26 protein-coding genes are annotated in these 24,289 nt (G+C 72.4%); 10 read left to right on the forward strand and 16 right to left on the reverse strand.

Going from position 1 to position 24,289, the window contains the following annotated elements; all coding sequences use genetic code 11:
• Positions 1 to 24: 24 nt before the first annotated feature.
• Both IEY93_RS30790 and IEY93_RS30795 read right to left on the reverse strand, forming a co-directional pair.
• On the reverse strand, positions 25 to 318 hold the full coding sequence (locus IEY93_RS30790) for a WXG100 family type VII secretion target (protein ID WP_189166661.1): 294 nt from the start codon (positions 316 to 318) through the stop codon (positions 25 to 27).
• Between the two features lie 86 nt (positions 319 to 404).
• A complete protein-coding gene (locus tag IEY93_RS30795) occupies positions 405 to 2,846 on the reverse strand; it encodes a putative T7SS-secreted protein (protein WP_189166662.1) in 2,442 nt (813 codons plus the stop codon).
• 311 nt (positions 2,847 to 3,157) lie between these two features.
• Between IEY93_RS30795 and IEY93_RS30800 the strand changes: the two genes are divergently transcribed.
• Positions 3,158 to 4,807 (forward strand): LysM peptidoglycan-binding domain-containing protein, encoded by a 1,650-nt coding sequence (locus IEY93_RS30800; protein WP_189166663.1) that lies wholly within the window; start codon positions 3,158 to 3,160, stop codon positions 4,805 to 4,807.
• Positions 4,808 to 4,814: 7 nt separating this feature from the next.
• On the opposite strand, the gene IEY93_RS30805 is transcribed toward IEY93_RS30800, so the two are convergent.
• The 5 genes from IEY93_RS30805 to IEY93_RS30825 all read right to left on the reverse strand — a co-directional run bounded on the left by IEY93_RS30805 (position 4,815) and on the right by IEY93_RS30825 (position 10,592).
• Positions 4,815 to 5,378 carry a sigma-70 family RNA polymerase sigma factor gene (locus IEY93_RS30805; RefSeq protein ID WP_189166664.1) on the reverse strand — a complete coding sequence of 188 codons (564 nt, stop codon included), beginning with the start codon at positions 5,376 to 5,378 and terminating at the stop codon, positions 4,815 to 4,817.
• A gap of 319 nt (positions 5,379 to 5,697) precedes the next feature.
• Positions 5,698 to 6,567, reverse strand: coding sequence for an SAM-dependent methyltransferase (locus IEY93_RS30810; protein WP_189166665.1), 870 nt, complete (start codon positions 6,565 to 6,567; stop codon positions 5,698 to 5,700).
• Positions 6,568 to 6,876: 309 nt separating this feature from the next.
• Positions 6,877 to 7,446 carry an NADPH-dependent FMN reductase gene (locus IEY93_RS30815; RefSeq protein WP_189166666.1) on the reverse strand — a complete coding sequence of 190 codons (570 nt, stop codon included), beginning with the start codon at positions 7,444 to 7,446 and terminating at the stop codon, positions 6,877 to 6,879.
• Positions 7,447 to 7,833: 387 nt separating this feature from the next.
• The gene (locus IEY93_RS30820; RefSeq protein WP_229691623.1) at positions 7,834 to 9,915 is read right to left on the reverse strand and encodes a bifunctional polysaccharide deacetylase/glycosyltransferase family 2 protein; all 2,082 of its coding nucleotides are present in this window, start codon (positions 9,913 to 9,915) and stop codon (positions 7,834 to 7,836) included.
• A 158-nt stretch (positions 9,916 to 10,073) separates the two neighbouring features.
• On the reverse strand, positions 10,074 to 10,592 hold the full coding sequence (locus IEY93_RS30825) for a hypothetical protein (RefSeq protein ID WP_189166668.1): 519 nt from the start codon (positions 10,590 to 10,592) through the stop codon (positions 10,074 to 10,076).
• Between the two features lie 180 nt (positions 10,593 to 10,772).
• On the opposite strand from IEY93_RS30825, the gene IEY93_RS30830 reads away from it, so the two are divergent.
• Entirely contained in the window at positions 10,773 to 11,813 is a 1,041-nt protein-coding gene (locus IEY93_RS30830; protein ID WP_189166669.1) for an alpha/beta hydrolase, read from the forward strand.
• 84 nt (positions 11,814 to 11,897) lie between these two features.
• Here the strand turns inward: IEY93_RS30830 and IEY93_RS30835 are convergent, their stop codons facing one another.
• The gene (locus tag IEY93_RS30835) at positions 11,898 to 12,221 is read right to left on the reverse strand and encodes an antibiotic biosynthesis monooxygenase (RefSeq protein WP_189166670.1); all 324 of its coding nucleotides are present in this window, start codon (positions 12,219 to 12,221) and stop codon (positions 11,898 to 11,900) included.
• Between the two features lie 129 nt (positions 12,222 to 12,350).
• Entirely contained in the window at positions 12,351 to 13,187 is an 837-nt protein-coding gene (locus IEY93_RS30840) for a metallophosphoesterase family protein (RefSeq protein ID WP_189166701.1), read from the reverse strand.
• A gap of 251 nt (positions 13,188 to 13,438) precedes the next feature.
• Here IEY93_RS30840 and IEY93_RS30845 point away from each other — a divergent pair, with 251 nt between their 5' ends.
• The 6 genes from IEY93_RS30845 to IEY93_RS30870 all read left to right on the forward strand — a co-directional run bounded on the left by IEY93_RS30845 (position 13,439) and on the right by IEY93_RS30870 (position 18,532).
• Positions 13,439 to 15,085: an ABC-F family ATP-binding cassette domain-containing protein gene (locus tag IEY93_RS30845; RefSeq protein ID WP_189166671.1), complete on the forward strand. Its 1,647-nt coding sequence runs from the start codon at positions 13,439 to 13,441 to the stop codon at positions 15,083 to 15,085.
• Positions 15,086 to 15,364: 279 nt separating this feature from the next.
• Positions 15,365 to 16,357, forward strand: a complete 993-nt coding sequence (locus IEY93_RS30850; RefSeq protein WP_229691624.1) for a C40 family peptidase — start codon at positions 15,365 to 15,367, stop codon at positions 16,355 to 16,357.
• Between the two features lie 126 nt (positions 16,358 to 16,483).
• Positions 16,484 to 16,765, forward strand: a complete 282-nt coding sequence (locus IEY93_RS30855) for a DUF6458 family protein (protein WP_189166672.1) — start codon at positions 16,484 to 16,486, stop codon at positions 16,763 to 16,765.
• A 243-nt stretch (positions 16,766 to 17,008) separates the two neighbouring features.
• On the forward strand, positions 17,009 to 17,401 hold the full coding sequence (locus IEY93_RS30860) for a ChaB family protein (protein WP_189166673.1): 393 nt from the start codon (positions 17,009 to 17,011) through the stop codon (positions 17,399 to 17,401).
• Between the two features lie 439 nt (positions 17,402 to 17,840).
• Positions 17,841 to 18,272, forward strand: coding sequence for a hypothetical protein (locus tag IEY93_RS30865; protein ID WP_189166674.1), 432 nt, complete (start codon positions 17,841 to 17,843; stop codon positions 18,270 to 18,272).
• Positions 18,269 to 18,532, forward strand: coding sequence for a DUF4235 domain-containing protein (locus IEY93_RS30870; protein ID WP_189166675.1), 264 nt, complete (start codon positions 18,269 to 18,271; stop codon positions 18,530 to 18,532). The genes IEY93_RS30865 and IEY93_RS30870 overlap by 4 nt, the downstream gene beginning before the upstream one ends.
• A gap of 333 nt (positions 18,533 to 18,865) precedes the next feature.
• On the opposite strand, the gene IEY93_RS30875 is transcribed toward IEY93_RS30870, so the two are convergent.
• From IEY93_RS30875 to IEY93_RS30885, 3 genes are all read right to left on the reverse strand, one after another.
• Positions 18,866 to 19,888, reverse strand: a complete 1,023-nt coding sequence (locus IEY93_RS30875; RefSeq protein WP_203968962.1) for an SDR family oxidoreductase — start codon at positions 19,886 to 19,888, stop codon at positions 18,866 to 18,868.
• 11 nt (positions 19,889 to 19,899) lie between these two features.
• Entirely contained in the window at positions 19,900 to 20,154 is a 255-nt protein-coding gene (locus IEY93_RS30880) for a hypothetical protein (RefSeq protein ID WP_189166677.1), read from the reverse strand.
• Between the two features lie 193 nt (positions 20,155 to 20,347).
• Positions 20,348 to 21,244: a glycosyltransferase family 9 protein gene (locus IEY93_RS30885; protein ID WP_189166678.1), complete on the reverse strand. Its 897-nt coding sequence runs from the start codon at positions 21,242 to 21,244 to the stop codon at positions 20,348 to 20,350.
• Between the two features lie 155 nt (positions 21,245 to 21,399).
• Between IEY93_RS30885 and IEY93_RS30890 the strand changes: the two genes are divergently transcribed.
• Positions 21,400 to 21,717: a BON domain-containing protein gene (locus IEY93_RS30890; RefSeq protein ID WP_229691625.1), complete on the forward strand. Its 318-nt coding sequence runs from the start codon at positions 21,400 to 21,402 to the stop codon at positions 21,715 to 21,717.
• A complete protein-coding gene (locus tag IEY93_RS30895) occupies positions 21,714 to 22,445 on the forward strand; it encodes a metallophosphoesterase family protein (RefSeq protein ID WP_203968964.1) in 732 nt (243 codons plus the stop codon). Before IEY93_RS30890 ends, IEY93_RS30895 begins: the two co-directional genes overlap by 4 nt.
• 129 nt (positions 22,446 to 22,574) lie before the next feature.
• On the opposite strand, the gene IEY93_RS30900 is transcribed toward IEY93_RS30895, so the two are convergent.
• The 4 genes from IEY93_RS30900 to IEY93_RS30915 all read right to left on the reverse strand — a co-directional run bounded on the left by IEY93_RS30900 (position 22,575) and on the right by IEY93_RS30915 (position 24,244).
• Positions 22,575 to 22,724, reverse strand: a complete 150-nt coding sequence (locus IEY93_RS30900; protein WP_189166679.1) for a GPGG-motif small membrane protein — start codon at positions 22,722 to 22,724, stop codon at positions 22,575 to 22,577.
• Positions 22,725 to 22,848: 124 nt separating this feature from the next.
• On the reverse strand, positions 22,849 to 23,421 hold the full coding sequence (locus IEY93_RS30905; RefSeq protein ID WP_229691626.1) for a DUF6328 family protein: 573 nt from the start codon (positions 23,419 to 23,421) through the stop codon (positions 22,849 to 22,851).
• A complete protein-coding gene (locus tag IEY93_RS30910; protein ID WP_189166680.1) occupies positions 23,418 to 23,666 on the reverse strand; it encodes a hypothetical protein in 249 nt (82 codons plus the stop codon). Before IEY93_RS30910 ends, IEY93_RS30905 begins: the two co-directional genes overlap by 4 nt.
• The gene (locus tag IEY93_RS30915) at positions 23,663 to 24,244 is read right to left on the reverse strand and encodes a DUF1360 domain-containing protein (RefSeq protein ID WP_189166681.1); all 582 of its coding nucleotides are present in this window, start codon (positions 24,242 to 24,244) and stop codon (positions 23,663 to 23,665) included. Before IEY93_RS30915 ends, IEY93_RS30910 begins: the two co-directional genes overlap by 4 nt.
• Positions 24,245 to 24,289 lie beyond the last annotated feature (45 nt).

Genomic DNA, 24,289 nt, shown 5'->3' on the forward strand with positions numbered 1-24,289 from the left:
TGAGGCGGATCCCCGGCCGGCGGGTCAGGACAGGTTCGAGCCGAGCTGGTCGTCGGTCTGCGAGAACGCGTCACCGACGGCCTTGACGTACTGGCCGATGCCCTGCAGCGACTGGTTCACCTGGTCGAAGCCCTTGGCGAACTCGTCGAAGAAAGGCTGGAACTTCTGCTGCGCGGCCGGGGTGCTGTACCCCTGCGCCAGCAGGTTCTGGATCTTCCCCCGCACTTCGTTGAGCTTGTCCTGGAGCTGGGCGAAGTCGTTGAGCAGCGCCGCGGAGGTCGAGGCCGTCTCGTCGGAGTTGACGGTGTAGTTCGGCATGAGGTGTCTCCTAGCCATCATCGGTGATCCGTCCACCTGCAGGTGGAGGTCTGGTGGGGCCCGGCCGCGCGGCCGGGCCGGGAAGGTCAGGGGGTGGTCGGCGAGGGCGGAAGCGGGACGTCCTGCGGTTCCGCACTCGCGGACGACGGCGGGTTCGGGGCGTTCCCGGTGGTCGGGGAGGGCGGTGCCGGGGTTCCCTGGGTGGCGGTGGTCGGGGAGGCGGGCGGGGTGCCGCCGTCGGCGGGGGGCGTGGTCCCCTGGGTGGCGGTGGTGGGCGAGGGCGGCGGGGTGCCGCCGTCGGACGGGGGCAGCGGGGTGTTCTGGGCGTTCGTGGAGGTCGAGGCGGGCGGGGTGGTGCCGTCGGCAGGCGGTGCCGGGGCGCCCTGGGTTGCGGTGGTCGGGGAGGACGGCGGAGTGCCGCCGTCGGCAGGCGCCGGGCTGCCCTGCGTTGCGGTGGTAGGCGAGGAGGGCGGAGTGCCGCCGTCGGTGGCGGGCGGCGGGGTGCTCTGGCCCTGGGTGGTCGGCGAGGAGGGAGGGGTGCCGCCGTCGGTGGGCGGTGTGGGGGTGCCCTGGGTTGCGGTGGTGGGCGAGGACGGCGGGGTGCCGCCGTCGGACGGGGGCAGCGGGGTGTTCTGGGCGTTCGCGGTGGTCGGGGAGGCGGGCGGGGTGGTGCCGCCGTCGGCGGGCGGCGCCGGGGTGCCCTGGGTTGCGGTGGTGGACGAGGACGGCGGGGTGGTGCCGTCGGTGGCGGGCGTGGTGCCCTGGCCGGTGGTGGGTGAGGCGGGTGGGGTGTTGCCCTGGCCGATCGTGGGCGAGGGCGGCGGGGTGGTGCCGTCGGAGGGGGGCAGCGGGGTGTTCTGGGCCGCCGTGGTCGAGGTGTCCGGGGTCGGTGACGGCTGCGGCGTCGTGGTGGAGGCAGGAGGGTTCGGGCCCCCGGCCGGCGTGCCCTTGACCGGGATGATCCCGTCGATCTTGTCGGAGATGCCGCCCTTGCCGGTCGAGCCGGCCGCCTTCGGCAGGAAGTTCCCCGCCTCAGAGAGCAACGCCTCCTTGGGATCGGCGCCCTCGCTGATCGCGACGCCGACCTTGATGGCCGCGGAGACCCCCTCCGGGACCAGGTCGGTCGCCTGCTGGATGGCGTTGTCCGTGAAGGTGGGCGGCTTGGCCGCGTTCCCGGCTCCCGCGCCGGCGGTGACCGGGGGAGTGACGCCGGCTCCCGCGGGGGTGCCGGCTCCGGCAGCGGTGCCCGCGCCCGGGTTGCCGGTGGCGGGCGCGTTCCCCTTGATCGGCGGGGTGAACGCGCCACCGGCGAACTCGCCGCCCCGTGCGGCCTTGCCGCCCTTGATCAGCCCGCCGGTCAGGGCGCCGCCGGCCGCGCCGGCCAGCACGTTCGCGGGAGTGATCTGCTCGCCGTTCAGCCCCTTGGCGGCGACGTCCTCGATGACGCCCTTGCCGAACTCGCCGCCCGTCCCCGTGATGAGCTTGCCGCCCGGGGAGTCCAGGGCCACGGTGACGACCTTGTTGTTGGCGAAGGTCCCCTTGATGCCGCTGAGGCTGCCGCCGATCTTCTGGAAGAAGCCGCCGCCGGAGCCCGCCGCACCGGCCGCCGCGCCGCCGGCCTTCGCGGCGCCGGCGCCGGAGCCGAACAGCGGGCCGAGCTTGCCGCCGATGGTGGTCGCCGCCCGGCCGCCCAGCTTGAACAGGGCCGCGCCCGGGACGATCGCCACCAGGCCGACCAGGAAGTCACCGAGCTTGAACTCCCCTGATGCTATGGATATCGCTGTTTGGAACGCGAACAGCGCCGCGCCGAGGACGAAGCCCACCACCGGGAAGAAGACCGTGACGACGGCGACCAGGATGTCGATGAGGATCTTGACGAACGGGAAGTCCTTGAAGAAGTCGCCGATCTTCTGGAAGAAGTTCCGCTCGGGGATGGCCTTGGCCGCGGCGTCGTCCAGCTCCTGGGCGGCGCGGCTCGCCGCCTGATCGCGCAACCCCTTGGCCTGCTCGGCCAGGCTGCGGGCCGCGGACATCGTCTGGTTGGCGGCGTCGATGCCGGACTGCTGCTGCCGGGCCTGGTCCCGCTGCGCGTCGGTGGCGTCCGCCGGAAGCTGGGGCACGGTCTGGCCGGCGGTGCCGGCGGCCGGACCGGCCTGGTCCATCGCCCGGTCCACCTGGGACTGCGCCTCTTCCAGCTGTCCCGCGTAGGTCTTGTACGCCGACGCCGCGGTCTCGAAGGAGTCCCGGGTCTTGGCCAGCTTGTCGGGCAGGGACTTGAGCTGGTCGCGCAGCGCCTTCATCGCCTCGCCCTCGCCCTGCTCGACGACGCCGCCCTTGCCGAGAATGTCGGCGGCCGTTCTGGTCTGGTCGGCGATGTCCTGGTAGCGGGACGCGAGCCGCCTGATCTCGTCCGGATCACCGGGCGTGGGGTCGCCGGACATGCCGAGCACCTCGAAGCCTGTGCTGTGCCGTCGTGCCACGCGAACCCCCGGAATGTCGTGCGCCTGCCGCTCGGTACACGGGGCCACGACCGCGAAGGGTTCATCCGGATTCCCGGCAGGACCGCACCGCCCTCGCCTCCCCGGCCCGCCCGCACCGTCCCCGCCTGCAGCTTGGGGCGGCCGCAAGCCGGCAGGACGGTCTCGCGTGTCCGGCTCCGGCCGCCGGGCCAGGTCGGCATCGCCGGAAATCAGGTCGAACCCTTTGGGAGTCCGTCACGTGTGCCCTGGTGACATCGCAAGGGTGAGCCGTGATCCGCCGGTCCGTGAGGCCCGGTGGACCGGGGCCGGCCCGTGTCACGAGCCGGCGCGGCCGGGCGCCGAGAGATGGGTGGGACCACATGACGAGAAGCGCTGGCGCCGGCGCGACGGTCCGTCCGGGACGCGGGGACGCGGGGACGCCGGCACGGCCGGTGCGCGCACGCGGGGCGCGGCCGGTGGTCGTGGGCCTGTTCGCCGCGGCGGCACTGCTGTCCCAGCCCGCCCTCGCCCTCGCCGCATCCGTGACCACGTCCGCGTCCGCCGCGACCCCACCCGCGGCCGCGAGCATGTCGCTTTCTCCGAACGCGTCCGTGATCACGTCGCGTCCGCAGGGTGGGTCCGCGGGTTCCGTCGTGCCGGCGTACGTCGCCGCACTGAGTGCGGCCGCCGCGCCGGCGGGATCGCCGGGCGGCGACCTCGTCAAGGTGTACGTGGTCAAGACGGCGCAGCAGAACGGCGGCACGCCGGACTCCCTGCCGGTCATCGCCGCGCGCACCCTGGGCGACGCCGGCCGGGCCGGTGAGATCTTCGAGCTCAACCGGGGACGCACCCAGCCGGACGGCTCGGCACTGCAGGACCCGAACCAGCTCCGGCCGGGCTGGATCCTGCGGCTCCCGCAGGACGCGGGCGGCCCCGACGTCCGGCTGGCCCGCGAGACCGGCGGCGGGAACGACGCCGGCGACGGCGGCAACGGCGGTGACGGGAACGCCACGGCACCGGCGGACGGCGCGACCGGTGCGCCACCAGCGGGCGATCCGGCACCGCAGGCCGACGGCCGCATCGCGCTCCCGCTCGCGGCCGTGCTCGCGGTGCTCGGTGCGGTGCTGCTCGGCCTGCTCACCGCCGCCATCGTGTTCCGGCGGCGGCTGCGGCGCGCCTTCGCCTGGCTGCCCCGGCTGGTCCACCGCCTTGGCGAGCCGCGCCGCCGGGCGCGGCGGCTCGCGTTCCGCAGGGGGCTGGCCCAGACGTTCGCCGCCGACGCGGAGTCGCTCCGGGTCGCGCACCGGATCGTCGCCGAACTGTCCGGCCCGAAGGGCTACGCCGTCCACGCGGTCTCCGTCGATGACGCGGGCGCCACCGTGTGGGTGGGGACCCAGGACGACCCGCCGGCGCCCTGGCAGGACCTCGGCGGCTCCCGCTGGCGGCTGCCCGCCGGCGCGCTCGACCGGCCCGTCCGTGCCGCGGCCCCGGTTCCGGGCGCCCCCACGTCGTTCCTCGTCCGGGTCGGCGTGGACGACCAGGGCGGGAAGGTGTTCGTGGACCTGAGCAGGCTCGACGGCCTGCTCAGCGTGACCGGTGATCACCAGGTGGCCACGGACGTCGTGACGGGACTGCTCACCGAGGTGGCGCGCGGCGGGCCGGGCATCCCGGCCGCGGTGCTGTCCCGGACGGGTGCGACGGTCGCGCTGCCGCAGGCGATGCCGCGGGTCGAGGCTCCGCGTCCGGGCAGTGTCGAGATCCCGGCCGCCGGCCCGCAGGACGACCTGCGGGCCGGTACGCTGCGCGCCGCGGCCCACCGCCGGTTCCTGCGCGCGATGCTGGTGGTCCCGGAGGCGCCGCAGGCGGGGGACGCGGCCGAGCTGGCCGCGCTCTGTGCCGAGGCGATCGGGTGGACGGGGCTGGTGTGCGGCGATGTCGACGGCGCCCACTGGCGCTGGCAGGCCGCGCAGGACGGATCGGTGCGGATCCCGGCGCTGCGTCTCACGGTGTCGGCCCCGGCGGCCGCGTGACCGCGGGTCAGGCGGCGCGGGCCTTCAGCCACTTGGCGCGTGCGTACTTCTTGAGATGGCTGAGCGCGTAGTGCTGGCGCGACTTCGCCGTGCCGACCGGGATGCCCAGGTCGTCGGCCGCCTCCCTGATGGTGCGGCCGCGCAGGTAGGTGTGCACGAGCACGTCCCGGTGCTCGGCCGACAGCGAGCCGAGCATCTCGGCCACCGTCACCGAGGCCACCACCGCGTCCGCGTGGTCGCGCTGCGTCACGTCGAACATCTCGGCGCCGGTCACCTCGTGCCGGTGGAAGCCGCTCCGGGACCGGTCGATCACCAGGTTGCGGGCCACCGTGAGCAGCCAGCCGCGCACCGACCCCTCGGAGTCCACCAGCCGATCGGCGTTGTGCCAGGCGCGGACCAGCGTCTCCTGCACGATGTCCTCGGCGAGGTAGTGGTCGTTCAGCAGCTTCTCGGTGTAGGCCAGCAGCGCCTTCTCGTGCTCGCGCACCAGGAGGCCGAGGTGGGTCTCCCGCCTGTGCGCCGCATCCCTCTGCGGCCCGGCGGTCGGTGCAAGCGGTTCGGAGGTCTTCATCGTCTCTTCCCGGTGGACCACGGATCGGGTCGTGGCCCCCGGCCGTGCCCGGGCACGGTGACGCGCGCGGGCAGGCCGGAGCCGGGCAGAGCATAAGGCGAGGTCAGTGCCGGAAAAGTGCTGAAACCGGTACGAAGCAGGTACGCCCCGGCCTGACGCCGTCTTTCCGGGGTCCGCACGCTGGTGCGCCTGGCGTTTTCCGCCGCCGCTGCCATCGCGGTGTCTCCCGGCCCGGCCGGAACCGCGTGGCGCACCGGGACGCAGGGACGTCCATGGTCCGCGCGGCGGGACGCCGGGCGGACCATGGACGACTACTAGATCAGGACTTCAGGGCGACTCCGCCGAAGCAGGCGACCTCGGCGGCCACCGGCCACGGGCCGGACTCGGCACGCCAGTGGGACACCGACGTGATGCCGGGCTCCAGCAGGGTCAGGCCGTCGAAGTACCGCCCGATCAGCTCCGGGCTGCGCGGGGTGTACGCCACGACACCCGGCGCGGAGTTGTGCCGGCGCAGCGCTTCGACGTACGCCGGGTCGGTGTCGGCGCCGTCGTAGAGGGCCAGGTAGCTGCCGGCGGGCAGCGCGTCCATCAGCCGGGTCACGATCGAGCGGGCCTCGTCGTGGTCGGCGACCAGGCCGAGGATGCCCATCAGCATGAGCGCGGTGGGCCGGCTGAAGTCGAGTGTTTCGGCGGCGGCGGCCAGGATGCGCTCGGGGTCGCGCACGTCGGCCTCGATGTAGTCGGTCTTCCCCTCGGGGGTGCTGGTGAGCAGTGCCTGGGCGTGGACGAGCACCAGGGGGTCGTTGTCCACGTAGACGATGCGCGACTCGGGGGCGACCCGCTGGGCCACCTCGTGCGTGTTGTCCTCGGTGGGCAGCCCGGTGCCGATGTCCAGGAACTGGCGGATGCCCGCCTCGCCGGCCAGGAAGCGGACCGCGCGGGTCAGCATGTGGCGTGAATGGCGGGTGATGTCCCGCATGCCGGGGAAGACCTCGACGACTCGGTCACCGGCCAGGCGATCCACGTGGTAGTTGTCCTTGCCGCCCAGCAGGTAGTTCCAGATGCGGGCCGAGTGTGGCACGGAGGTGTTGATGCGCGGCGGCGCGGGTCGTTCCGCGTACTCCGCCGCGGCCGGCGGGACGTCCGGGATGTCGGTTCCGGCGGGCGTGGTGGTGCGGTCCTCGGCCATGGGGGAAGCCTCCTGCCTTGCGTTGGTTCTGCTGGGCAGGGTACGCGGTCCGGAGATCATCGAGATGGGCGCCGGTGGTCCCGGGCCCGCTCCCGGGACGGAGCCCCAGGTCGGCACGGCAGTAGGTACTAAAACGTGACATCCCCGGACGTGTTGGTCCGGGGATGTCACGGAACTCACCGCGTGCGCGGGTCTCGCGGAGCTTGTCGCGGGCGATCGCCGGGACAGGGCCCGAGATCGCGCGGCTCCGCGTTTCGCGGGGCCGCGAGCCTGCGGAAGCCGGTGCGGCCGCCGGTCGCCCGCGAGGGCTCAGGCCGCGGCCGGCCGGCGCAGCGGGGCGAGCGCCTTGCTCCAGGCGACGACCTGGTCGAGCATCGCGTTGACCAGCGGCGTGTGGTACTCGGCCGGGGCGAACTGGCTGTAGTTCACGAAGTCGGTGGCGAGCGACAGGGTGACCTGGGCGCGGACGTCGGCGACCTTGAGCTCGCCCATGATCAGCCGCAGGTGCTCGACGGCGCGCGCGCCGCCCACCGAACCGTAGCCGACGAAGCCGGCGGCCTTGTCGTTCCATTCGGCGAACAGGTAGTCGATCGCGTTCTTCAGCGCGCCCGAGGTGGAGTGGTTGTACTCGGGGGTGACGAACACGAAGCCGTCGTAGGAGGCGATCGTGCGCGCCCACGCCTTGGTGTGCTCGTTGGCGTACTGGCCCATCAACGGCGGGATGGCCTCGTCGAGGTGGGGCAGGTTGTACTCGGCGATGTCGACCAGCTCGAACTCGGCGTCGCTCCGCTGCTTGGCGATGTCGAGAACCCACTTGGCGACGGCCTCGCCGTTACGGCCCGGGCGGGTGCTGCCGAGAATGATAGCGATCTTGGTCATGGTGGTCCGATCCCCTTGTTCGGTACGCCTGTGGCGCCTCCGGCTGGGGGTGCCGGGAGTCGCACAGAGAAGTTGCCACATCAATAGTTGATGCGTGGAAGAAGCTACTCAGCAAATGTGGTCGTGTCAACAAAGTCGTGACTCCGGCGTATTCCGGGTGCCCGCACCGGCACCTGCCCGTACATGCGCGGGCATGCGTAGACCCCGCCCTGGCCTGCTCGGCGTCAAGCGACGGCCGGCGATCCCGGCTCAGGGCGGGAGAAGCGTCACGCCGAACGGCGGACGGTGAGAGGCGGCGTAGGTCCGGGAGACCCGAGAGTGGCCCGGGCGATCATGCCTGATGGGCGCAAGGCGGCGTTGGGCCGGCTCACGCGGGCGGGAGCGGGGTCAGGACGCTGGGGCGGAGCCGGCCGCGAACGTGCCCTCGCGGCGGATCGTCTGCCACCGCAGCCGCACTCCGAGCACCGCCGTCGCCACCGACTGGATGACGACCAGGTACATCAGCTGCCGGTAGACGAACTGCTGGAGCGGCAGCACCCACAGCACCGAGGCACGCTCATGGTCCAGCCGCAGCGCGTACCACCCGGTCAGCGCCTGCACCAGCACGAAGCCCGCCCACACCGCCACCACGGGCAGCGGGTCGCCGACGAGCAGGCTGTAGACGGCCATGATGTCCACGACCGGCGCGACCAGCGGCAGCACCACCTGGAACAACGTCAGGTAGCCCAGGCAGCGCCGCCCGAACGGTCCCGGCTCGGCGACCGCGCGGCGATGTTTCCACATCGCCTGCAGCGTGCCGTAGCACCAGCGGTACCGCTGACGCCAGAGCTGCCGCAACGAGGTCGGCGCCTCCGTCCACGCCAGCGCGTTCTCCTCGTACACCACCCGCAGGCCGGTCCGGCAGATCGCCATGGTCAGGTCGGTGTCCTCGGCGAGCGTGTCGGTGCTGAGCCCCGACACCGACTCCAGCGCCGTGCGGCGGAACGCGCCGATCGCCCCGGGCACGGTGGGCATGCAGCCGAGCAGGTCGAAGGCCCGGCGGTCGAGGTTGAACCCGACGACGTACTCGATGTGCTGCCAGCGGCCGATCATTCCGCGCCGGTTGCCGACCTTGGTGTTGCCGCTGACCGCGCCGACCCCGGGGTCGGCGAGCGGGCGCACGAGGTGGCCGATGGTCGCGGGCTCGAAGACCGTGTCACCGTCCACCATGACGAGGATGTCGTGGGAGGCGTGCGCGATGCCGGTGTTGAGGGCGGCGGGCTTGCCGCCGTTCGGCCGCCTGATCACCCGGACGCCGGGCAGCCCCAGGGCGGCGGCGATCTCGGCCGTGCCGTCCGACGATCCGTCGTCCACCACGATCACCTCCATCACCCCCGGATAGTCGGTGGCGACCAGGGACCGCACGGTCGCCTCGATGCCCGCGGCCTCGTTGTAGGCGGGCACGATCACGCTCACCGGCGGCGGGAACACCCACGCGGGCGCGCGGCCCAGCCGGCGCCGTCCACCTCGGGCCCGCTGCACGTGGACCCAGGCGAGGACCAGGAAGAACACCAGCCGGGCCAGGGTGAGCACCCCGGCGGCGGCCAGCACCCAGGCCATGGTGGTCGCGAACCACGCGGAGGCGCGCTGGGCGAAGCCCAGGCCGAGCCCGATCACCTGGTCGCCCGTGGGAGCCTGAGTGTGCGCGGACGGCATGCCGAGGGCGGAGGTCAGCGTGGTGACCCGGTAGTGCCGCTCGGCGAGCAGGGTGAGCAGCCGGTCGACGGCGGCGACGGTCTGCGTGCGGTCGCCGCCGGAGTCGTGCAGCATCACCACGGCGCCCCTGCCGCGCCGGGGCAGAGCGGCCTGGACGATACGTCCGGTCCCGGGTCTGGCCCAGTCCTTGGTGTCCAGGTCGGTCAGCGCCACCAGGTAGCCCGCTGCGCCGAGCGTGCGCAGCGTGCCCAGTTGCTCCTCGGTGACCGCGCCGGGTTGTGCGGAGTACGGCGGGCGCACCAGACGGGTGTGCAGGCCGGTGGCGCCGGCCAGCACCTTCTGGGTGAGCGAGACCTCAAGGCGCAGCCGCCACTGGGGGATGCGCGACAGATCGGCGTGGGCGTAGCTGTGGTCGCCGATCTCGTGCCCCTCGGCGACCACGCGCCGGACCAGGCCGGGATTCTCGGCGATGCGGGAACCGACCATGAAGAACGTCGCCGTGACCCCGTGCCGCTTCAGCACGTCCAGCAGCAGCGGTGTCCACCGGGGGTCCGGGCCGTCGTCGAAGGTGAGCGCCACCGTGCGAGCGGGCGGCCGGGCGCTCTCGGGCCGGGGGCCGCTCAGGTTGAGCACCGGCCCGCCGTTCCAGACCCGCCGCAGGTCGGCCGACGGCTCACCGGAGGGGGCGGCGACGGCCGCCGCCTCGCCGCCGACCCCGTGCACGTATCCGTTGAAGACCAGGGCACCGGTGGTGATCAGCAGCAGGACGCCCACGAGGAACCAGTGGCCTCGCGGCTCCGCGCGAGGAGACCTCCTCCGGCGGGCGCCGCCTTCGCCCGGTGGCGGCGTGCGTGGCGCGGGCGCCGCCGCGGACTCGGGCGCGATGGGCCACCTGGGCTCCGGCCACGTGCGGGTGCCGGTGAGCTCGGGGCTCATCTCTTCGGGCCCTGCGTCTTGTCCGGGTCCAGACCGGGAGGCTGTTTCGTCTTCCCCGGCGGGACGGGTTCGCTCGGCGTGGGCTCCGCGGTGGGATCGTCCACCGGCGGCTCGGTGGGTGTGGCGCTGGCGGTGGGGTCCGGCCTGACGCTGGGCGTCGGCCTGATCGTGCGCCGGGGGGTGGGCGTCGGCGTGTGGGCCGTCGGCGTGCGGCGGAGGGAGGGACTGCCGCCGGCCGTCGGCCTGGTCGATCGCTCCGGACGCGGCGTGGCGGAAGGGCTCTCGGCGGGTGAACGGGATGGGGTGATGTGCGGGACCTGCGGCGCTTGGGGACCGTCCCCCGGCCAGCCGATGACGGTGAGCGAAGTGCCGCTGAACGCCCCTCCGATCAGAATGGCCATGCACGCGATCAGCAGGGTGCCGGCCACGATGCCGATGATCATCAGGAACCGGGCGCGGCGGCCGCTGTGGTCGACGAACACCGCGGTGTCGGAGGGAGGATGCACTTCTCTCACTTCGGAGATGGTAGTGACCTTTGTCCACATGTGGGGCATCTGTTACGTTCTGTGACCAACTAGCGGCTGATATGTGAGTCGCGGCACGGCCGCCTCATGCCGGGGCGTGCCGTATCGGGGCGTGCACAGAGGCGGGGCGAGGGTGTTCCGTGGTACGCATAGGTGCCGAAGGAGGATGCCATGTTGCCCTGGCAGGCTGACCTTGCCGGACGTCTCGACGAGCACGTCTTCGACAGCGAGCTGCTGCGCGGGAATCCCTTGGACGACCCGCATCGGCGGCCGCTGTGGGTGTACGTGCCGCCCGGTTACGACGACCACCCTGACCGGCGGTACCCATCGGTGTACGTGATCCAGGGGTACACCGGGCATGTGGCGATGTGGCGCAACCGCTCGCCGTACCGCCTGCCGTTCCCCGAGGCGGCCGACCAGGTCTTCGCCCGCGAGGAGGCCCCGCCGGTGATCATGGTCTACGTGGACGCGTGGACCGGGTACGGCGGCAGCCAGTTCGTCGACTCGCCGGGCACCGGCCGCTACCACTCCTATCTCTGTGACGAGATCGTGCCGTGGGTCGACGCGCACTACCGCACGATCGCCGGCCGGGACCACCGCGCGATCACCGGTAAGTCCAGCGGCGGCTTCGGCTCCATGATCACGCCCATGCTGCGTCCCGACCTGTTCGGCGCCTTCGCCACCCACGCGGGCGACAGCCTCTACGAGTACTGCTACCTGCCGGAGTTCGCCTCCGCCGTGCGCCACCTGCGGTCCTATGACGGCGAGATCGGCCGCTGGTGGGAGTCGTTCGCCAAGCGCACCGCGTTCACCGACCCGGCGGACGGCACGCTGCTCGGTGTCCTCGGCTGCTCGGCGGCGTTCTCGGCCCGCGAGGACGGCACGCCCGAGCTGCCCTTCGACCCGCGCACGGGGGTGCTGCGGCCGGAGGTCTGGCAGCGGTGGCTCGACTGGGACCCGGTGCGCATGGTGCCGAAGTACGCCGAGGCCATGCGTTCGATGCGCGCCGTGTGGATCGACGCGGGCACCCGGGACGAGTACTACCTGGACATCGGGGCCGAGGCGTTCCGGGACGCGCTGCTCGCCCACGGTGTGCCGGAGACGGTGATCAATTTCGAGCTGTTCGACGCCGGGCACGGGGCCATCGACTACCGCTACCCGGAGTCGCTCGCCTGGCTCGCCGAGCGCATTCAGCCCACGACCACCGCCTGATCCACCACCCCGGCCGCCGATCGGCCACGTCGCCGGGCGGCGGCCGTGGCCACGGCGAGCAGGATGGTGTCGACGAGCCCGCGGTCAGTGCGACGCGACGATGTGGTCGTCCGGGAGCTTGGCGGCGAGGACCTCGACGCGTTCCATGGTGGGCGGGCTGACGAACAACTCGTCGGCCCGCTCCAGGAGCGCCGCCGCGATGCGCCCGTTCAGATAGGCCAGCCGTTCGGTGTCCTTGGTGCAGGCATTGAAGATCCCGTACGTCGCGCAGTTGATCCGCAGGGCGAACCAGGTGGGCGGGTCGGTCTCGTCGTCGCTGAGGCCGAGGCCGTCGCGCAGGAACTGCTCGATCTCCGCCTCCTTGCCGGGGCGGGCGTGCACGCGTACCAGCAGGCCAACGGTCAACATCGCAAGGACCCCCTTCCGCTGACGCGGTCTGGAACGCCAATAGGCGTATCTACCCGGCCGGAAATCCCGCGAACGACGAGTAAATCGAACGTTACTTGACCATGTTGATAAATGTCCGGACGGCCGGGCTCAGGCCCGATCGGGGGCGGGGGACAGGTCGGGGAAGACGTGGCGGGGGGCCTCCATGCCGTCCAGCTTGTACACGTGCCGCTCACGCGGGTAGCCCAGCGAGACCTCCTGGAACCGCACCCCGTCGTACCAGGTGGTGCGGGGGATGTGCAGGTGGCCGTAGACGACGGTCGCCGCGTTGTAGCGCAGGTGCCAGTCGGCGGTCGCCACCGTGCCGCACCACTGCGCGAACTGCGGGTAGCGCAGCACGTCGGTGGGCTGCCGCACCAGCGGGAAATGGTTGACCAGCACGGTCGGCATCGTCGGGTCGCGGTCGGCCAGGCGGCGCTCGGTCTCGCGCAGACGCGCCCGGCACCAGGCGTCCCGGCTCGGATAGGGGTCCGGGTGGAGCATGAACTCGTCCGTGCACACCACCCCGGCCTCGTACGCCGCCGCCAGCGCCTCCTGCTTGGAGGTGCCCGGCGCCCGGAAGGTGTAGTCGTACAGCAGGAACAGCGGCACGATCGTCACCGGCCCGCCGTGCCCGGTCCAGATGGCGTAGGGATCTTCGGGGGTGATGACGCCGATGCGGCGGCAGATGCCCACCAGATGGCGGTAGCGCTCCGCGCCGCGCAACTGCACCGGGTCGTCCTTCGGCGTCCACAGCTCGTGGTTGCCCGGCGTCCAGATGACCTGCGCGAAGCGCCGCTTGAGCACGGTCAGCGCCCACTCGATGTCGGAGACGAACTCGCCCACGTCGCCAGCGACGATCAGCCAGTCGTCGTCCGACTCGGGACGCAGCTCCTCGACGATCTGCCGGTTCTCGGCGTACGCCACGTGCAGGTCACTGATCGCCATCAAGCTGCCGCCGCCCGCGCCTCCGATCACCACACGGAGATCGTAGCCGGGCCACCCCCGCCCGGGAACGCCTCCGCGTGGCCGGCGACGGCTGTTCCAGGGAGGTAGGGGTCGGGCAGGGGGGACCCCGGCCAGGGCAGGAGAAGGGGAAGCAGGGGCCGGCCCGGATGCGGCCCGGTGCTCGATCGGGGTGAGCGGTGCGGCGGCAGGTGTCGTACGGTGCGTGCCCTGCGGCGGGATAGCGTTTGGCCATGACCGCCACCATCGTCGCCAAAGATCTCGCGGCCGGCCACGGAGACCGGGCGCTGTTCTCCGGGCTGGACCTGGTCGTCGCCCCCGGTGACGTCATCGGGCTGGTCGGGATGAACGGCGCGGGCAAGTCGACCCTGCTGCGCATCCTCGCGGGCCTCGTCGCCCCCGAACAGGGCACCGTCCAGCTCAGCCCGCCCACCGCGGTGGTCGGTCATCTCCCGCAGGAGCCCGAGCGCAGACCCGGTGAGACGGTGTCGCGGTTCCTCGAACGGCGCACCGGTGTCGCGGCCGCCCAGCGCGACCTGGACGCCGCCACCGAGGGACTGGTGGAGGGCCGTCCCGGAGCCGACGACGCCTACTCCGCCGCCCTGGAGCGCTGGCTCGCGCTCGGCGGCGCCGACCTGACCGAGCGGGCCGGGGAGGTCGCCGCCGAGCTCGGCCTCGCCGTCGGCCTCGACCAGCAGATGACCTCGCTGTCCGGTGGCCAGGCCGCCCGCGCGAGCATGGCCTCCCTGCTGCTGAGCCGGTACGACGTCTTCCTGCTGGACGAGCCCACCAACGACCTCGATCTGGACGGGCTCGACCGCCTGGAGCGTTTCGTGACCGGGCTGCGCGCGGGCACCGTGCTGGTCAGCCACGACCGGGAGTTCCTGGCCAGGACGGTGACCAGCGTCGTCGAGCTGGACCTCCCCCAGCAGCAGGTGAACGTCTACGGCGGCGGCTACGAGTCGTACCTGGCCGAGCGCGAGGTCGCCCGCCGGCACGCCCGCGCCGAGTACGAGGAGTACGCCGACACGCGGGCGGACCTCCAGTCGCGGGCGCGCACGCAGCGGGCCTGGATGGAGAAGGGCGTGAAGAACGCCCGCCGCAAGGCCACCGACAACGACAAGATCGGGCGCAAGTTCCGCAGCGAGGCCACCGAGAAGCAGGCAGCCAAGGCCCGGCAGACCGAGCGCCTCATCGAGCGGCTGGAGGTCGTCGAGGAGCCGCGCAAGGAGTGGGAGCTGCGCATGGAGATCGCCGCCGCGCCCAGGGCGGGCGCGGTGGTCGCCACCCTGCGCGGCGCCGTCGTGGACCGCGGGAGCTTCGTCCTCGGGCCGGTCGACCTGCAGATCGGCTGGGCCGAGCGGGTGGCGATCACCGGGGCGAACGGCTCGGGCAAGTCGACGCTGCTCGGGGCGATCCTCGGCCGGGTGCCGCTGGACCAGGGGCACGCCGCGCTCGGCCCCGGGGTGGTGGTCGGCGAGATCGACCAGGCGCGCGGCATGTTCTTCGGCGACGAGCCTCTGCTGGAGGCGTTCGGCGCCGCCGTCCCCGCCATGCCGCCCGCGGAGGTGCGCACGCTGCTGGCGAAGTTCGGGCTCAGGGCCGCGCACGTGCTGCGGCCGGCCGCCACGCTGTCGCCGGGGGAGCGCACCCGGGCCGCGCTCGCCCTGCTCCAGGCGCGCGGCGTGAACCTGCTGGTGCTGGACGAGCCCACCAACCACCTCGACCTGCCGGCCATCGAGCAGCTGGAGTCCGCCCTGTCCTCCTATCCCGGCACGCTGCTGCTGGTCACCCACGACCGGCGCATGCTGCGGGCCGTGCACACCACGCGCCACCTGGAGGTGGCGGCCGGCAAGGTAGGCGAGGCCGCCCCCGCGTAGCCGCCCCTCCCGGCTCCCCCCGTTCCGCCCATGCCGGTCTCCGGCCGTTCCCGGTCGTGTCCGATCCCCGGTCTCCCGTGGGCCTGGTCTGCTGTCCTGGGCGTTTGCGCCGGTCGCCGCCTCCGGGTGCGCGGCATCCGACATCTCCTCGCCGCCGGGCTGAACCGGCGCGGGTGATCGCGCGTACCTGCTGATGCCGATCGCCGTGCCCGGCCACCGGTACCAAGGGCCACGGGCGCGGTGCAGGCCGTTCAGGAAGCCGTTCAGTAGGGGGTTCTCGTGCCGGTGCGTCGCGTCCGCGAGGGACTGGTGCCGGTGGCCGCCGCCGGGCTGGCCGCCGTTGTGCTGCTGGCCGGCGCGGGCGGCGCCGCGGCCGAACCGCGTCCGACCATCGCCCAGGCGCGGGCCAGGCTCGCCAAGCTCCAGGACCAGGCGGACGCGAAGGTCGAGCGTTACAACACCGTGGCCGAGCGGTACAAGGCGGCACGGGCGAAGTACCGGCGGCTCGACGGCCAGTTCGGCCGGGAGCGGGCGAAGGTGGACGACCTGCGCCGCAGCGTCGCCTCGGCGGCGGCCAACATGTACCAGTACGGGGCGATGAGCAGCGTGCCCGGGATCATCGGCCAGGAGGATCCCTCCGGGCTGCTGTCCGCGCTGGCCGTGGCCGGCCAGGTGTCGGAGGGGCAGGCGCGTACGCTGCGCGAGTTCGACGCCGCCACGCGGGGCCTGCGGGAGAGGCGCGGCGCAGCCAAGACCGCGTACGACGACATGGGGGACGTCCTCGCCGAGGTGACCCGGGAGCGGAAGGACGTGGAGAAACTCGTCGGTGAGCAGGAACGCCTGCTGCGGCGGCTCAACGAGTTCAACCCGGGGAATCCCGCCAGCAAGGGCATCCGTTACGACGGCCCCGCGTCCGGCAACGCGCGGGCCGCGCTGCGGTTCGCCTACGCGCAGGTCGGCAAGCCGTACCGCTGGGGCGCCACCGGGCCGGGGTCGTTCGACTGCTCGGGCTTCGCCCAGGCGTCCTGGGCCGCGGCCGGGGTGAAGCTGCCCCGCACCACCTACCAGCAGTGGGCCTGGGGCGCGAAGCGCCGGGTGTCGCTGGACGACGCGCAGCCCGGCGACCTGCTGTTCAGCAACGGCCTGGGGCACATGGGCATCTACGCGGGCGAGGGGAAGATGGTCCACGCCCCGCGCACCGGTGACGTGGTGAAGGTCGTCTCCCTCGACGCCTACTGGCGTGGCCGCCTGATCGGCGCCGTCCGCCCCTGATCGAGCGCCGCGCCACTCGGGCACGGGCGCACACCGGAGGGTGAGTTCACCGAGGTTGCGCCGCGTTCGACGTTTGAGATTCGTGTGCGGGAAAGAAGGGGGGTCGAGGAGCGAAGGAGGCTTTTCATGACCATAGCCGGAAGCATCTTCCTGATCATGCTCGGTGCCATCCTCACCTGGGCCGTCGAGTTCGACCTCGCGGGCGTCGACATCAACGTCGTCGGGGTGATCCTGATGCTCGGCGGTATCGCCGGCCTGCTGTTCGGCATCTGGCGGCTGACGAACGTCCGCCGCACCGCGGTCACCCGCGCCACCGCCGTGGACGACCCGATGCACCCGGTGGCCCCGGTCGAGACCGCTCGCACCCGGGTCTACGAGGAGCGGCGCTACGACGACCCCATGGTCTGACCCTGGGGTCCGGACGGGGCCTGCCGGCTGGGACGACCGCCGGAACCGTGGCACCGCCCCCGCGCCCGGGTGGCCTGGAAGGCGTCCACCTTGGTGGAGCGGGTGAGCCGGCCCTCAGGAGCGGTTCGACGGCCCGCCCGATTCGGGTAAAGCTTCGCGGCGGGCGGGGAGAGCGGTGTGTTGCCGGGAACGTACTGGTTTGTTCCAGCGAGCGGGTCCGATGCGGCAAAGGAGGGACACATCATGCCGGGAAAGCAGGAACTGCCGTCGACCCTTGAGCGCTCGCCGAAGAAGGCCCAGGAGACGTGGATCAAGGCCCATGACTCGGCCGTCGAGACCTATGGCGAGGGGCAGCGGGCGCACCGCACGGCGTTCGCGGCGCTGAAGCACGCGTTCGAGAAGGTCGGCGACCACTGGGAGGCCAAGGGCAAGAAGGGGCCGTCCGACGCGCAGGCGCGGCGCAGCACCCCGAAGCCGGGCAAGACCGCGGAGGGCGTCGACGCCAACGCCAGCAAGAAGCACCTGGCCGAAGTGGCCGCCCGCCTCGGCATCCAGGGCCGTTCCAAGATGGACAAGGAGCAGCTCGTGGACGCCATCAAGAAGGCCAACCGCAAGGCGACCGCCAAGGCCCGCTGACCCGCCGGGCGGCCCATGCCGCTCGAACGATGAGGGCACGCGGAGCACTTTCACGCGATGGAACGGGGACGTCCGGCCGGCCGCCGCACTCGGCGGCGCCGGCCGTCCGTTCGCGCCATATCGGCATGTCCCCCGCGTCCGGTGGTGCGCCATGTGAACCCGTTCCCGGCGGGTGAGCGCCGCCGGTCTGTTCGGCTCCGCTCGCCGAGTTGTGTACATCCGCCGGCCCGCCTGCCCTGGGAGGGCCCGTTCGCGTGTCCGGCCCCGGGGCTTGCTCCTGGCGTCCCCGGTTCTTCCTTTGTGGCCCGCCGGTCCGTCCAGCCTGTTCTGGGCTTCTTCGACGATGGCCGGAGACGGTCACTCGCTGGTGCCGCCACAGAAACCCCGTTAGAGCCCTTCCGGCAGGGGTAGCTGAGGGGCCACGGCAAAGGAGGACACCATGGCGAATACCACTGATCGCGCGCAGTACGCGCTCTCCGAGGTGAAGAAGAACGCGGGCGACCTCGCGGCCACCGCCGGCGACAAGGCCGGGGTGCTGGCTTCCAAAGCCGGTGAGAAGGCCGGCGATCTCGCGGCCAAGGCGAGCGAGAAGGCCGGGGATCTGGCCGTCAAGGCGGGGGACATGGCCGGGGAGTTCGCGGTGAAGGCGGGCGACAAGGCGAACGAGCTGGCCGCCAAGGCCAAGAGCAGCGACCTGGCCGGCCGGGCGGGAGAGCTCGCCGACAAGGCGCGTTCGCAGATGCCCGACGAGATGCGCGACGCCGCCGACAAGGTCGTGACCAAGGCCAGGACCCGCCCGTGGGCGACCGCCGCGGTGGCCGCCGGCGCCTTCCTCGTCTGGCGGATGCTGCGGCGGAAGAAGCAGTCGTGAAGAAGCTCGCCTACCGGTCCGTGGGCGCGCTCTCCGGCATGGCCGGCGGCTTCCTGTCCAGCCTGATCTTCAAGCAGGTCTGGAAGCTGATGGCCGGCAAGGATGACGCCCCGCAGGCCACCTCCAAGGAGTACGGCTGGGGCGAGGTCCTGCTCGCCGCCGCCGTCCAGGGCGCCATCTTCGGCCTGGTGAAGGCGGCGATCGACCGGGCGAGCGCCGAGAGCGTGGAGAACGCGACCGGCGAGTGGCCCGGCACCTGATCCATTCGCGTACACGGCCATCGACACGGCACCCTCTGCCGGCGGAGGAGACTCCGCCCCGCGGAGGGTGCCGTGTTCGGTGCGAGGCCGCTCGGACTTCCCGGAGTGCGGCGCCGGGCCCGGTGGAGGGACTTCCGGGAGTGTGGTGCGAGGCCGCTGGAATGCCTCTGGGAGTGGAAGTGGGCCGCGAGCCCTCAGGCGCGACCGGCTGATCGAGCCCCGGGCACGATCGGCTGGTGGTCTTCGGTGATGCGCGCGGGTTCGTCCGTGAGCTGGTGCGGGAAACGCCGAGGGCGGCGCCGGAGGGCGCCGCCGGGGGTCGGCGTCGGAGCGTCAGCGCCTGGAGGTCAGGGCGGCCACGGCCGCCGCGGCGCCGAGACCGAGGCCGGTCAGGACCAGGCCGCGGTGCTGGGAGAGCCACACCTGGACGCTGTGGCCCTTGGAGCGCTGGTCGAAGCTCCCGTGGGCGCCGTAGTCGCGGTCCTCGTCGGCGGGCTCCCACAGGTTGGCCACGCCGGTCGGACGCTTCTCGTCGGTCTGCTGGGACTGGACCCCTGTCCGGGCGAGATAGCGGTCGATCAGGCCGGGGGCGACGCGCTCGCCGAGGATGGTGCCCACCGTGCTGCCGCCCACCCAGTACTCCCGCCGTGCCGGATGCTCGGCCGCGTACACGATGGCCTGGGCGGCGACCTCCGGCTGGAAGATCGGCGGCACCGGCTGGGGGTGGCGGCGCAGCCGCGAGAGCACCCAGTCGAACTGCGGCGTGTTCACCGCCGGCAACTGCACCATGGTGATCTGGACGTCGCTCTTCTCGTGCAGCAGCTCGGTGAGGATCGCCTCGGTGAACCCCTTGATGGCGTGCTTGGCCCCGCAGTAGGCGGACTGGAGCGGGATGCCGCGGTAGGCGAGGGCGGACCCCACCTGCACGACGGTGCCGCGGTTGCGCGGCCGCATCCGGCGCAGGGCGGCCCGGGTGCCCCACACGTAGCCGAGGTAGGTGACGGCGGTGGTCCGCTCGTACTCGGCCGGCTCCACCTGCGTGAACGGCGCGAAGACCGAGGAGAAGGCGACGTTGATCCACACGTCGATCGGGCCGAGTTCCTTCTGGATCTCGTCGGCGACGGTCTCGACCTGCTCGTGGTCGGCCATGTCGGCCGGGAAGACCTTGGCCGTCCCGCCTTCGCCGCCGACCTCGACCGCGGCGGCGGCGAGCCCGGTCTCGCCGCGGGCGATGAGCGCCACCTTGGCGCCCTTCTCCCCGAGCATTCGTACCACCGCGCGCCCGACGCCGCCGCTGGCGCCGGTCACCACGACGACCTTGTCCTTGAGGTCCTTCAGCGTGTCTTCCTTCGGCATGTCCCGCCCTCTCATCCGGTGGATCTCGGCCCGCGGCCGAGGCGGCGCTGGCGGCGAACGGCGAACACGACGTCCACGAGGGCGATCAGAGCGATCACGCCGAGGACGGCGGCCACCACCGTGGCCTTGGCCACCAGGGCCAGCGTCCCGAGTGCCAGCGCGAGGAAGATCACGAACGAGGCGAGCCGCAGGTGGATGATGTCGCGTGGTGTCGCCGTCACCATCGGCTTGCCGGTTTCCGACCGCTGTTCCGGTGTCTCACTCATTGTCGGCGCCCCTTTCCGGTGAACGTTCCCCATACCCGACAAATCAGACGTCATGTGCCCTCCCGCAGCGGCGCCGTCATCGGCCGGCGCGGACAACTCGCCTCCGCCGCCGATGCTCGATGCCCGATGTCACGGCGCGCCGGCCCTGTTCAGCTACCGTCGGCACGCGCTTCCAAACCTCCGCCCACCCAGCTCAGCGGCAGGACACCGACAGGACCTCGCGGATGCCGGACGACACCTCCGCCACGGTCACCGCCCGGGTGTCGGCGCCGTGCGCGAGCGCCCGGTGCCAGGGCCGGTCCGCGGGCGGGCCCCACCGGGCAGGGGAGTCCGGACCGAAGATCACCACAGAGGGCACGCCGTACGCCGTCGCGAGATGCGCCACCCCGCTGTGCGTGGCCACCACCAGTCGCGCGCCGGAGACCAGGGCGCACTGCTCCCGCATGGACGTACGCCCGGCCAGCACGCGGTGCGGGGCCAGCCCCGCCAGGGCCGCGACGAGCAGCGCGAGCGGCCGCTCCCGCCGTGTGCCGGTGACCACGACCCGCATGCCTTCCTCGGTCAGCGTCCGCGCGACCTCGGCGAACCGTTCCGCGGGCCAGCGTCGCGCCGCGTCGCGAGATCCCGGGTGGATCACCACCGAGCCGGGGGCGGGGTTGGCGACCAGCGGCACGGGCAGCGCCAGGTCACCGGGGTCGGCCCGCGAGCCGTACCACGAGACGAGCCGGCACCACCGGTCGACCTCGCGCTCGCCCTCCTCCCAGCGGGGGCCCTTCAGCCGCGGGACGGCCGGGTCGGCGAATCCCCAGAGCCGCCGCGGCCGCAGTTCCAGCAGCATGTGCGTGCTGCGCGGCCCCGGCCCGTGCATGTTCACCGCCACGCCCGGCCGCTGGGCGTCCCATTTCAGCTCCTCCAGCCCGCGCACCGGGACGAAGCCCTCGACCGCACCGGTCAGCACGGCCAGATCCCGTAGCTCGCCGGGCGCGGCCAGCACCACGTTCAGCCCGCCCCGGCGCAGTGCGCGCAGGGCGGGGACGGCGGTCAGCAGCCCGCCGACGCCGAGCGCGCGCAGCACCAGGGCGACCGTCATCGTCCCGCCGTCCCGCGGTCCGGGATCTTCACCGTTTCTCCTCCACTCCGGGCGATCGCACCGCGGCGCGAACGTCCGGCGGCGGACCCCAAGGGCGCGACTATCCTCGAAGGAGAGGACCAAACCTCCCCGGTTTCGCGCCCTGAACGAGGGGCATGGCGAGACCATTCATGCGATGGGAGGGGGAGACGATGTCCCACGAGGCTCCACACCATGTCGCCCCAGGTCACGACGCTCCGCACTACCTGGCCGCCCGTGTGCAACGGGCCCTGGCCGAGGACGAGCGCACCTACGAGCTCGGGATCCGGGTGGACATCAGAGGCGACCAGCTCTTCCTGCGCGGCCAGGTGGAGTGTGACGAGCGCAGGCGGCTGGTGGCCGCCGTGGCCGAGGACACCGCGCCCGGCCTGCGCGTCCACAACGAGGTCACCGTGGTCGAGGTCAGAGAGCCCGGAGAGGAGGAGGCCCTGTGAGGATCAGAGTCGCTGCCGTCGGAGACGTCCACCTCGGTGAGGACCTTCGGGGGAGGTACCGCCGCAGGCTGGACGGCATCGAGGAGCGGGCGGACGTCCTGCTGATCGCGGGTGACCTGACCCGGCACGGTACGCCCGAGGAGGGCAGGGTCGTGGCGGACGAGTTCCGTGACCTGCCCATCCCCGTGGTCACCGTGCTCGGCAACCACGACTACCAGTCCGACGCCGAGGACGAGATCGTGGCGCTGCTCCGCGACGCGGGCATCCGCGTCCTGCAGGACGACTCCACCGTCATCCAGTGCGGTGACCTGCGGCTCGGCGTGGTGGGCGGCAAGGGGTTCGGCGGCGGCTTCGCCGGCAAGTGCGCCAGCGAGTTCGGCGAGCCGCAGATGAAGGCGTTCGTCCGGCACACCAGGGAGATCTCGGAGCTGTGGCACAAGGCCCTGAAGGGCCTGAACACCGAGCACCGGGTGGTGCTCAGCCACTATTCGCCGGTCAAGGACACCCTGGCCGGCGAGCCGCTGGAGATCTATCCGTTCCTCGGCAGCTATCTGCTCGCCGAAGCGGTCGACGCCGAGGGCGCCGACCTGTTCATCCACGGGCACGCGCACTCAGGAGTGGAGAAAGGGCTCACCCCGGGCGGGGTGCGCGTCCGCAACGTGGCGCTTCCCGTGCTGCGCCGGGCCTACGCCGTCTACAGCCTGAGCGGCGAGGAGACCGAGAGCTGAACCGGCCCCCGTCACGCCGCCACCTGGTGGCGTGACGGCCCCTCGTGGAGCGCACAGCGAAACGGCGGACCGGATGACCGGTCCGCCGTTTCGCGTCGGACACGCCTCGCCGCACGCGACGAGGCGTGGCTAAGGATGAAAAATGCTGACGCCACCGGGACCGACGAGCAGTCCGACGACGATGAGGACGATGCCCCAGAGGAGATCGCGACGAGCCAGGATGACGTAGATCCCGGCGATGACCAGTACGACGGCGATGAGCCAAAGAAGTGTACCCATGGGCATCCCACTGCCCTGACAAATGCCCTCTTAACGTCCTAGAGGATCAACATTTTTTAAGGGCGGAGCAATGGAAGTCCCCTGGTGGACGGCCGGTTCCGCGCAGGGCGGCGCCCCCGCTCCTTCACGGTGTCCCGGCCCGCCCGCCGTCGTCCCCCGCGCGGCGGTCACCCACCCCGCCGTCCCGGTGGAGGGACAGCAGCGGCTGTACGAACCACAGCCAGGCGCTCAGCGCCGCCACCCCGCCCGCGAGCAGCGCCGCGGGCAGCGAGCCGAGGAACGACTCCACGACCAGTCCGGTCGAGCACGTCATGGAGATCGCCAGCGCGACGCCCCCCACGACCCCGAGCCGGTTGGCCCGGTGCAGCATCGGCTCCTTGAGTGAGCTGCGGAACAGGACCCGATGCTGCGTCGCCGGCGCGATGAAGCAGATGGACGCGACCGCGGCGCTCAGCATGGCGATGTAGAACAGCCATCGGCCCGCGTGGTCGACCTTCTCGAAACCGGCGGAGAAGGGCAGGGTGAGCAGGAAGGCGAACAGCACCTGCACGCCCGTGCCCGCCACCCGCATCCCCTGGAGCAGCTCGCCGAGCTCGCGGTCCACCCGTTCCTTGTGCGTCTCGTCGGACTCCTGAGCCGGGCCGGTGTCACCGTTCACCGCCGCACCACCGTGCCCCGTCGCATCGCTGAGTGTCATGTCCTGCTTCTGTACCCTTCCCGGCGGTGCGCCCGGGCCGCCCGCCGTCCGATCACCAGCACCGCCCCGAGCGACGCGTAGGACAGCGCGCCCATCAGCAGAGTCGCCCACAGCACTCCCGCCGCACTGGCCACCACGGTCAGCAGGGTGGAAACGGCCAGCGCGGCCAGGGCGTACCCGAGCCATCTGCCGTAGGGGTTCTTCTGTAAGAGCCGCAGCGGACCGCTGAAGGAGATCTCCGTCATCGCTCCTCCTTTCTCTCGCCATCGCCGGAGCCGTCGCGCCGGTCGCCCTGGTCGCCCTGGGGTGGTCCCTCGGCCGCCTGCATGAGGGTCGCGTACCCGAGCTGCAGCCAGTCGGAGATCGCGACCGCGGACATGGTGGCCCCCGCGAGGCGGGTGAGACCGGGCGCCCAGACCATGCCGGCGGCGTACGCGGTCGCCACCCACTGCGCGATGCAGAACGGGCAGGTCACCAGCTCGCCGACCGCGTGCCGCAGGCCGTGGCCGCGGACCTCCTCCCTCAGTTCGGCAGGCCCGCTCACCCCGGCGTACCGTGTGAAAGGTGCCCGGAGCGGGCTCGTGACCGGGTCCTTGGTGATGGTTCGGGAGAGCCGATGCGTGCTCACACCCATCAGAAGCAGGTCCAGAACGGCGATCCGCCGAGGCGGGCGGGCGCCGGTCAGTTTGCCGAGCGCCACGAGCCCGGCCACCGCGCCGCCGTAGACGGTGAGGACGCGCAGGTAGGAACCGAGCGGCCGATCCGTACCGTTCTCGTAGGCCCGTTCCTCCTTGCGCAATGTCTTGGTGAAATCGGTCGTCATAGGTCGCCGCCTACCCCCGCGCGGCGCGGCCATGCCCAGCGTTTG

The organism is Sphaerisporangium melleum, from assembly GCF_014646695.1.
GTDB lineage: Bacteria > Actinomycetota > Actinomycetes > Streptosporangiales > Streptosporangiaceae > Sphaerisporangium > Sphaerisporangium melleum.

What these genes read in the sequence shown, in the direction of transcription:
- IEY93_RS30875 (WP_203968962.1), bottom strand. Translation starts at nt 19,888, where the DNA reads ATGCCGAAGGAAGACACGCTGAAGGACCTCAAGGACAAGGTCGTCGTG.
- IEY93_RS30790 (WP_189166661.1), bottom strand. Translation starts at nt 318, where the DNA reads ATGCCGAACTACACCGTCAACTCCGACGAGACGGCCTCGACCTCCGCG.
- IEY93_RS30915 (WP_189166681.1), bottom strand. Translation starts at nt 24,244, where the DNA reads ATGACGACCGATTTCACCAAGACATTGCGCAAGGAGGAACGGGCCTAC.
- IEY93_RS30840 (WP_189166701.1), bottom strand. Translation starts at nt 13,187, where the DNA reads ATGGCGATCAGTGACCTGCACGTGGCGTACGCCGAGAACCGGCAGATC.
- IEY93_RS30905 (WP_229691626.1), bottom strand. Translation starts at nt 23,421, where the DNA reads ATGACACTCAGCGATGCGACGGGGCACGGTGGTGCGGCGGTGAACGGT.
- IEY93_RS30880 (WP_189166677.1), bottom strand. Translation starts at nt 20,154, where the DNA reads ATGAGTGAGACACCGGAACAGCGGTCGGAAACCGGCAAGCCGATGGTG.
- IEY93_RS30865 (WP_189166674.1), top strand. Translation starts at nt 17,841, where the DNA reads ATGGCGAATACCACTGATCGCGCGCAGTACGCGCTCTCCGAGGTGAAG.
- IEY93_RS30855 (WP_189166672.1), top strand. Translation starts at nt 16,484, where the DNA reads ATGACCATAGCCGGAAGCATCTTCCTGATCATGCTCGGTGCCATCCTC.
- IEY93_RS30845 (WP_189166671.1), top strand. Translation starts at nt 13,439, where the DNA reads ATGACCGCCACCATCGTCGCCAAAGATCTCGCGGCCGGCCACGGAGAC.
- IEY93_RS30910 (WP_189166680.1), bottom strand. Translation starts at nt 23,666, where the DNA reads ATGACGGAGATCTCCTTCAGCGGTCCGCTGCGGCTCTTACAGAAGAAC.
- IEY93_RS30900 (WP_189166679.1), bottom strand. Translation starts at nt 22,724, where the DNA reads ATGGGTACACTTCTTTGGCTCATCGCCGTCGTACTGGTCATCGCCGGG.
- IEY93_RS30890 (WP_229691625.1), top strand. Translation starts at nt 21,400, where the DNA reads ATGGCGAGACCATTCATGCGATGGGAGGGGGAGACGATGTCCCACGAG.
- IEY93_RS30835 (WP_189166670.1), bottom strand. Translation starts at nt 12,221, where the DNA reads ATGTTGACCGTTGGCCTGCTGGTACGCGTGCACGCCCGCCCCGGCAAG.
- IEY93_RS30860 (WP_189166673.1), top strand. Translation starts at nt 17,009, where the DNA reads ATGCCGGGAAAGCAGGAACTGCCGTCGACCCTTGAGCGCTCGCCGAAG.
- IEY93_RS30805 (WP_189166664.1), bottom strand. Translation starts at nt 5,378, where the DNA reads ATGAAGACCTCCGAACCGCTTGCACCGACCGCCGGGCCGCAGAGGGAT.
- IEY93_RS30815 (WP_189166666.1), bottom strand. Translation starts at nt 7,446, where the DNA reads ATGACCAAGATCGCTATCATTCTCGGCAGCACCCGCCCGGGCCGTAAC.
- IEY93_RS30810 (WP_189166665.1), bottom strand. Translation starts at nt 6,567, where the DNA reads ATGGCCGAGGACCGCACCACCACGCCCGCCGGAACCGACATCCCGGAC.
- IEY93_RS30800 (WP_189166663.1), top strand. Translation starts at nt 3,158, where the DNA reads ATGACGAGAAGCGCTGGCGCCGGCGCGACGGTCCGTCCGGGACGCGGG.
- IEY93_RS30830 (WP_189166669.1), top strand. Translation starts at nt 10,773, where the DNA reads ATGTTGCCCTGGCAGGCTGACCTTGCCGGACGTCTCGACGAGCACGTC.
- IEY93_RS30885 (WP_189166678.1), bottom strand. Translation starts at nt 21,244, where the DNA reads ATGACGGTCGCCCTGGTGCTGCGCGCGCTCGGCGTCGGCGGGCTGCTG.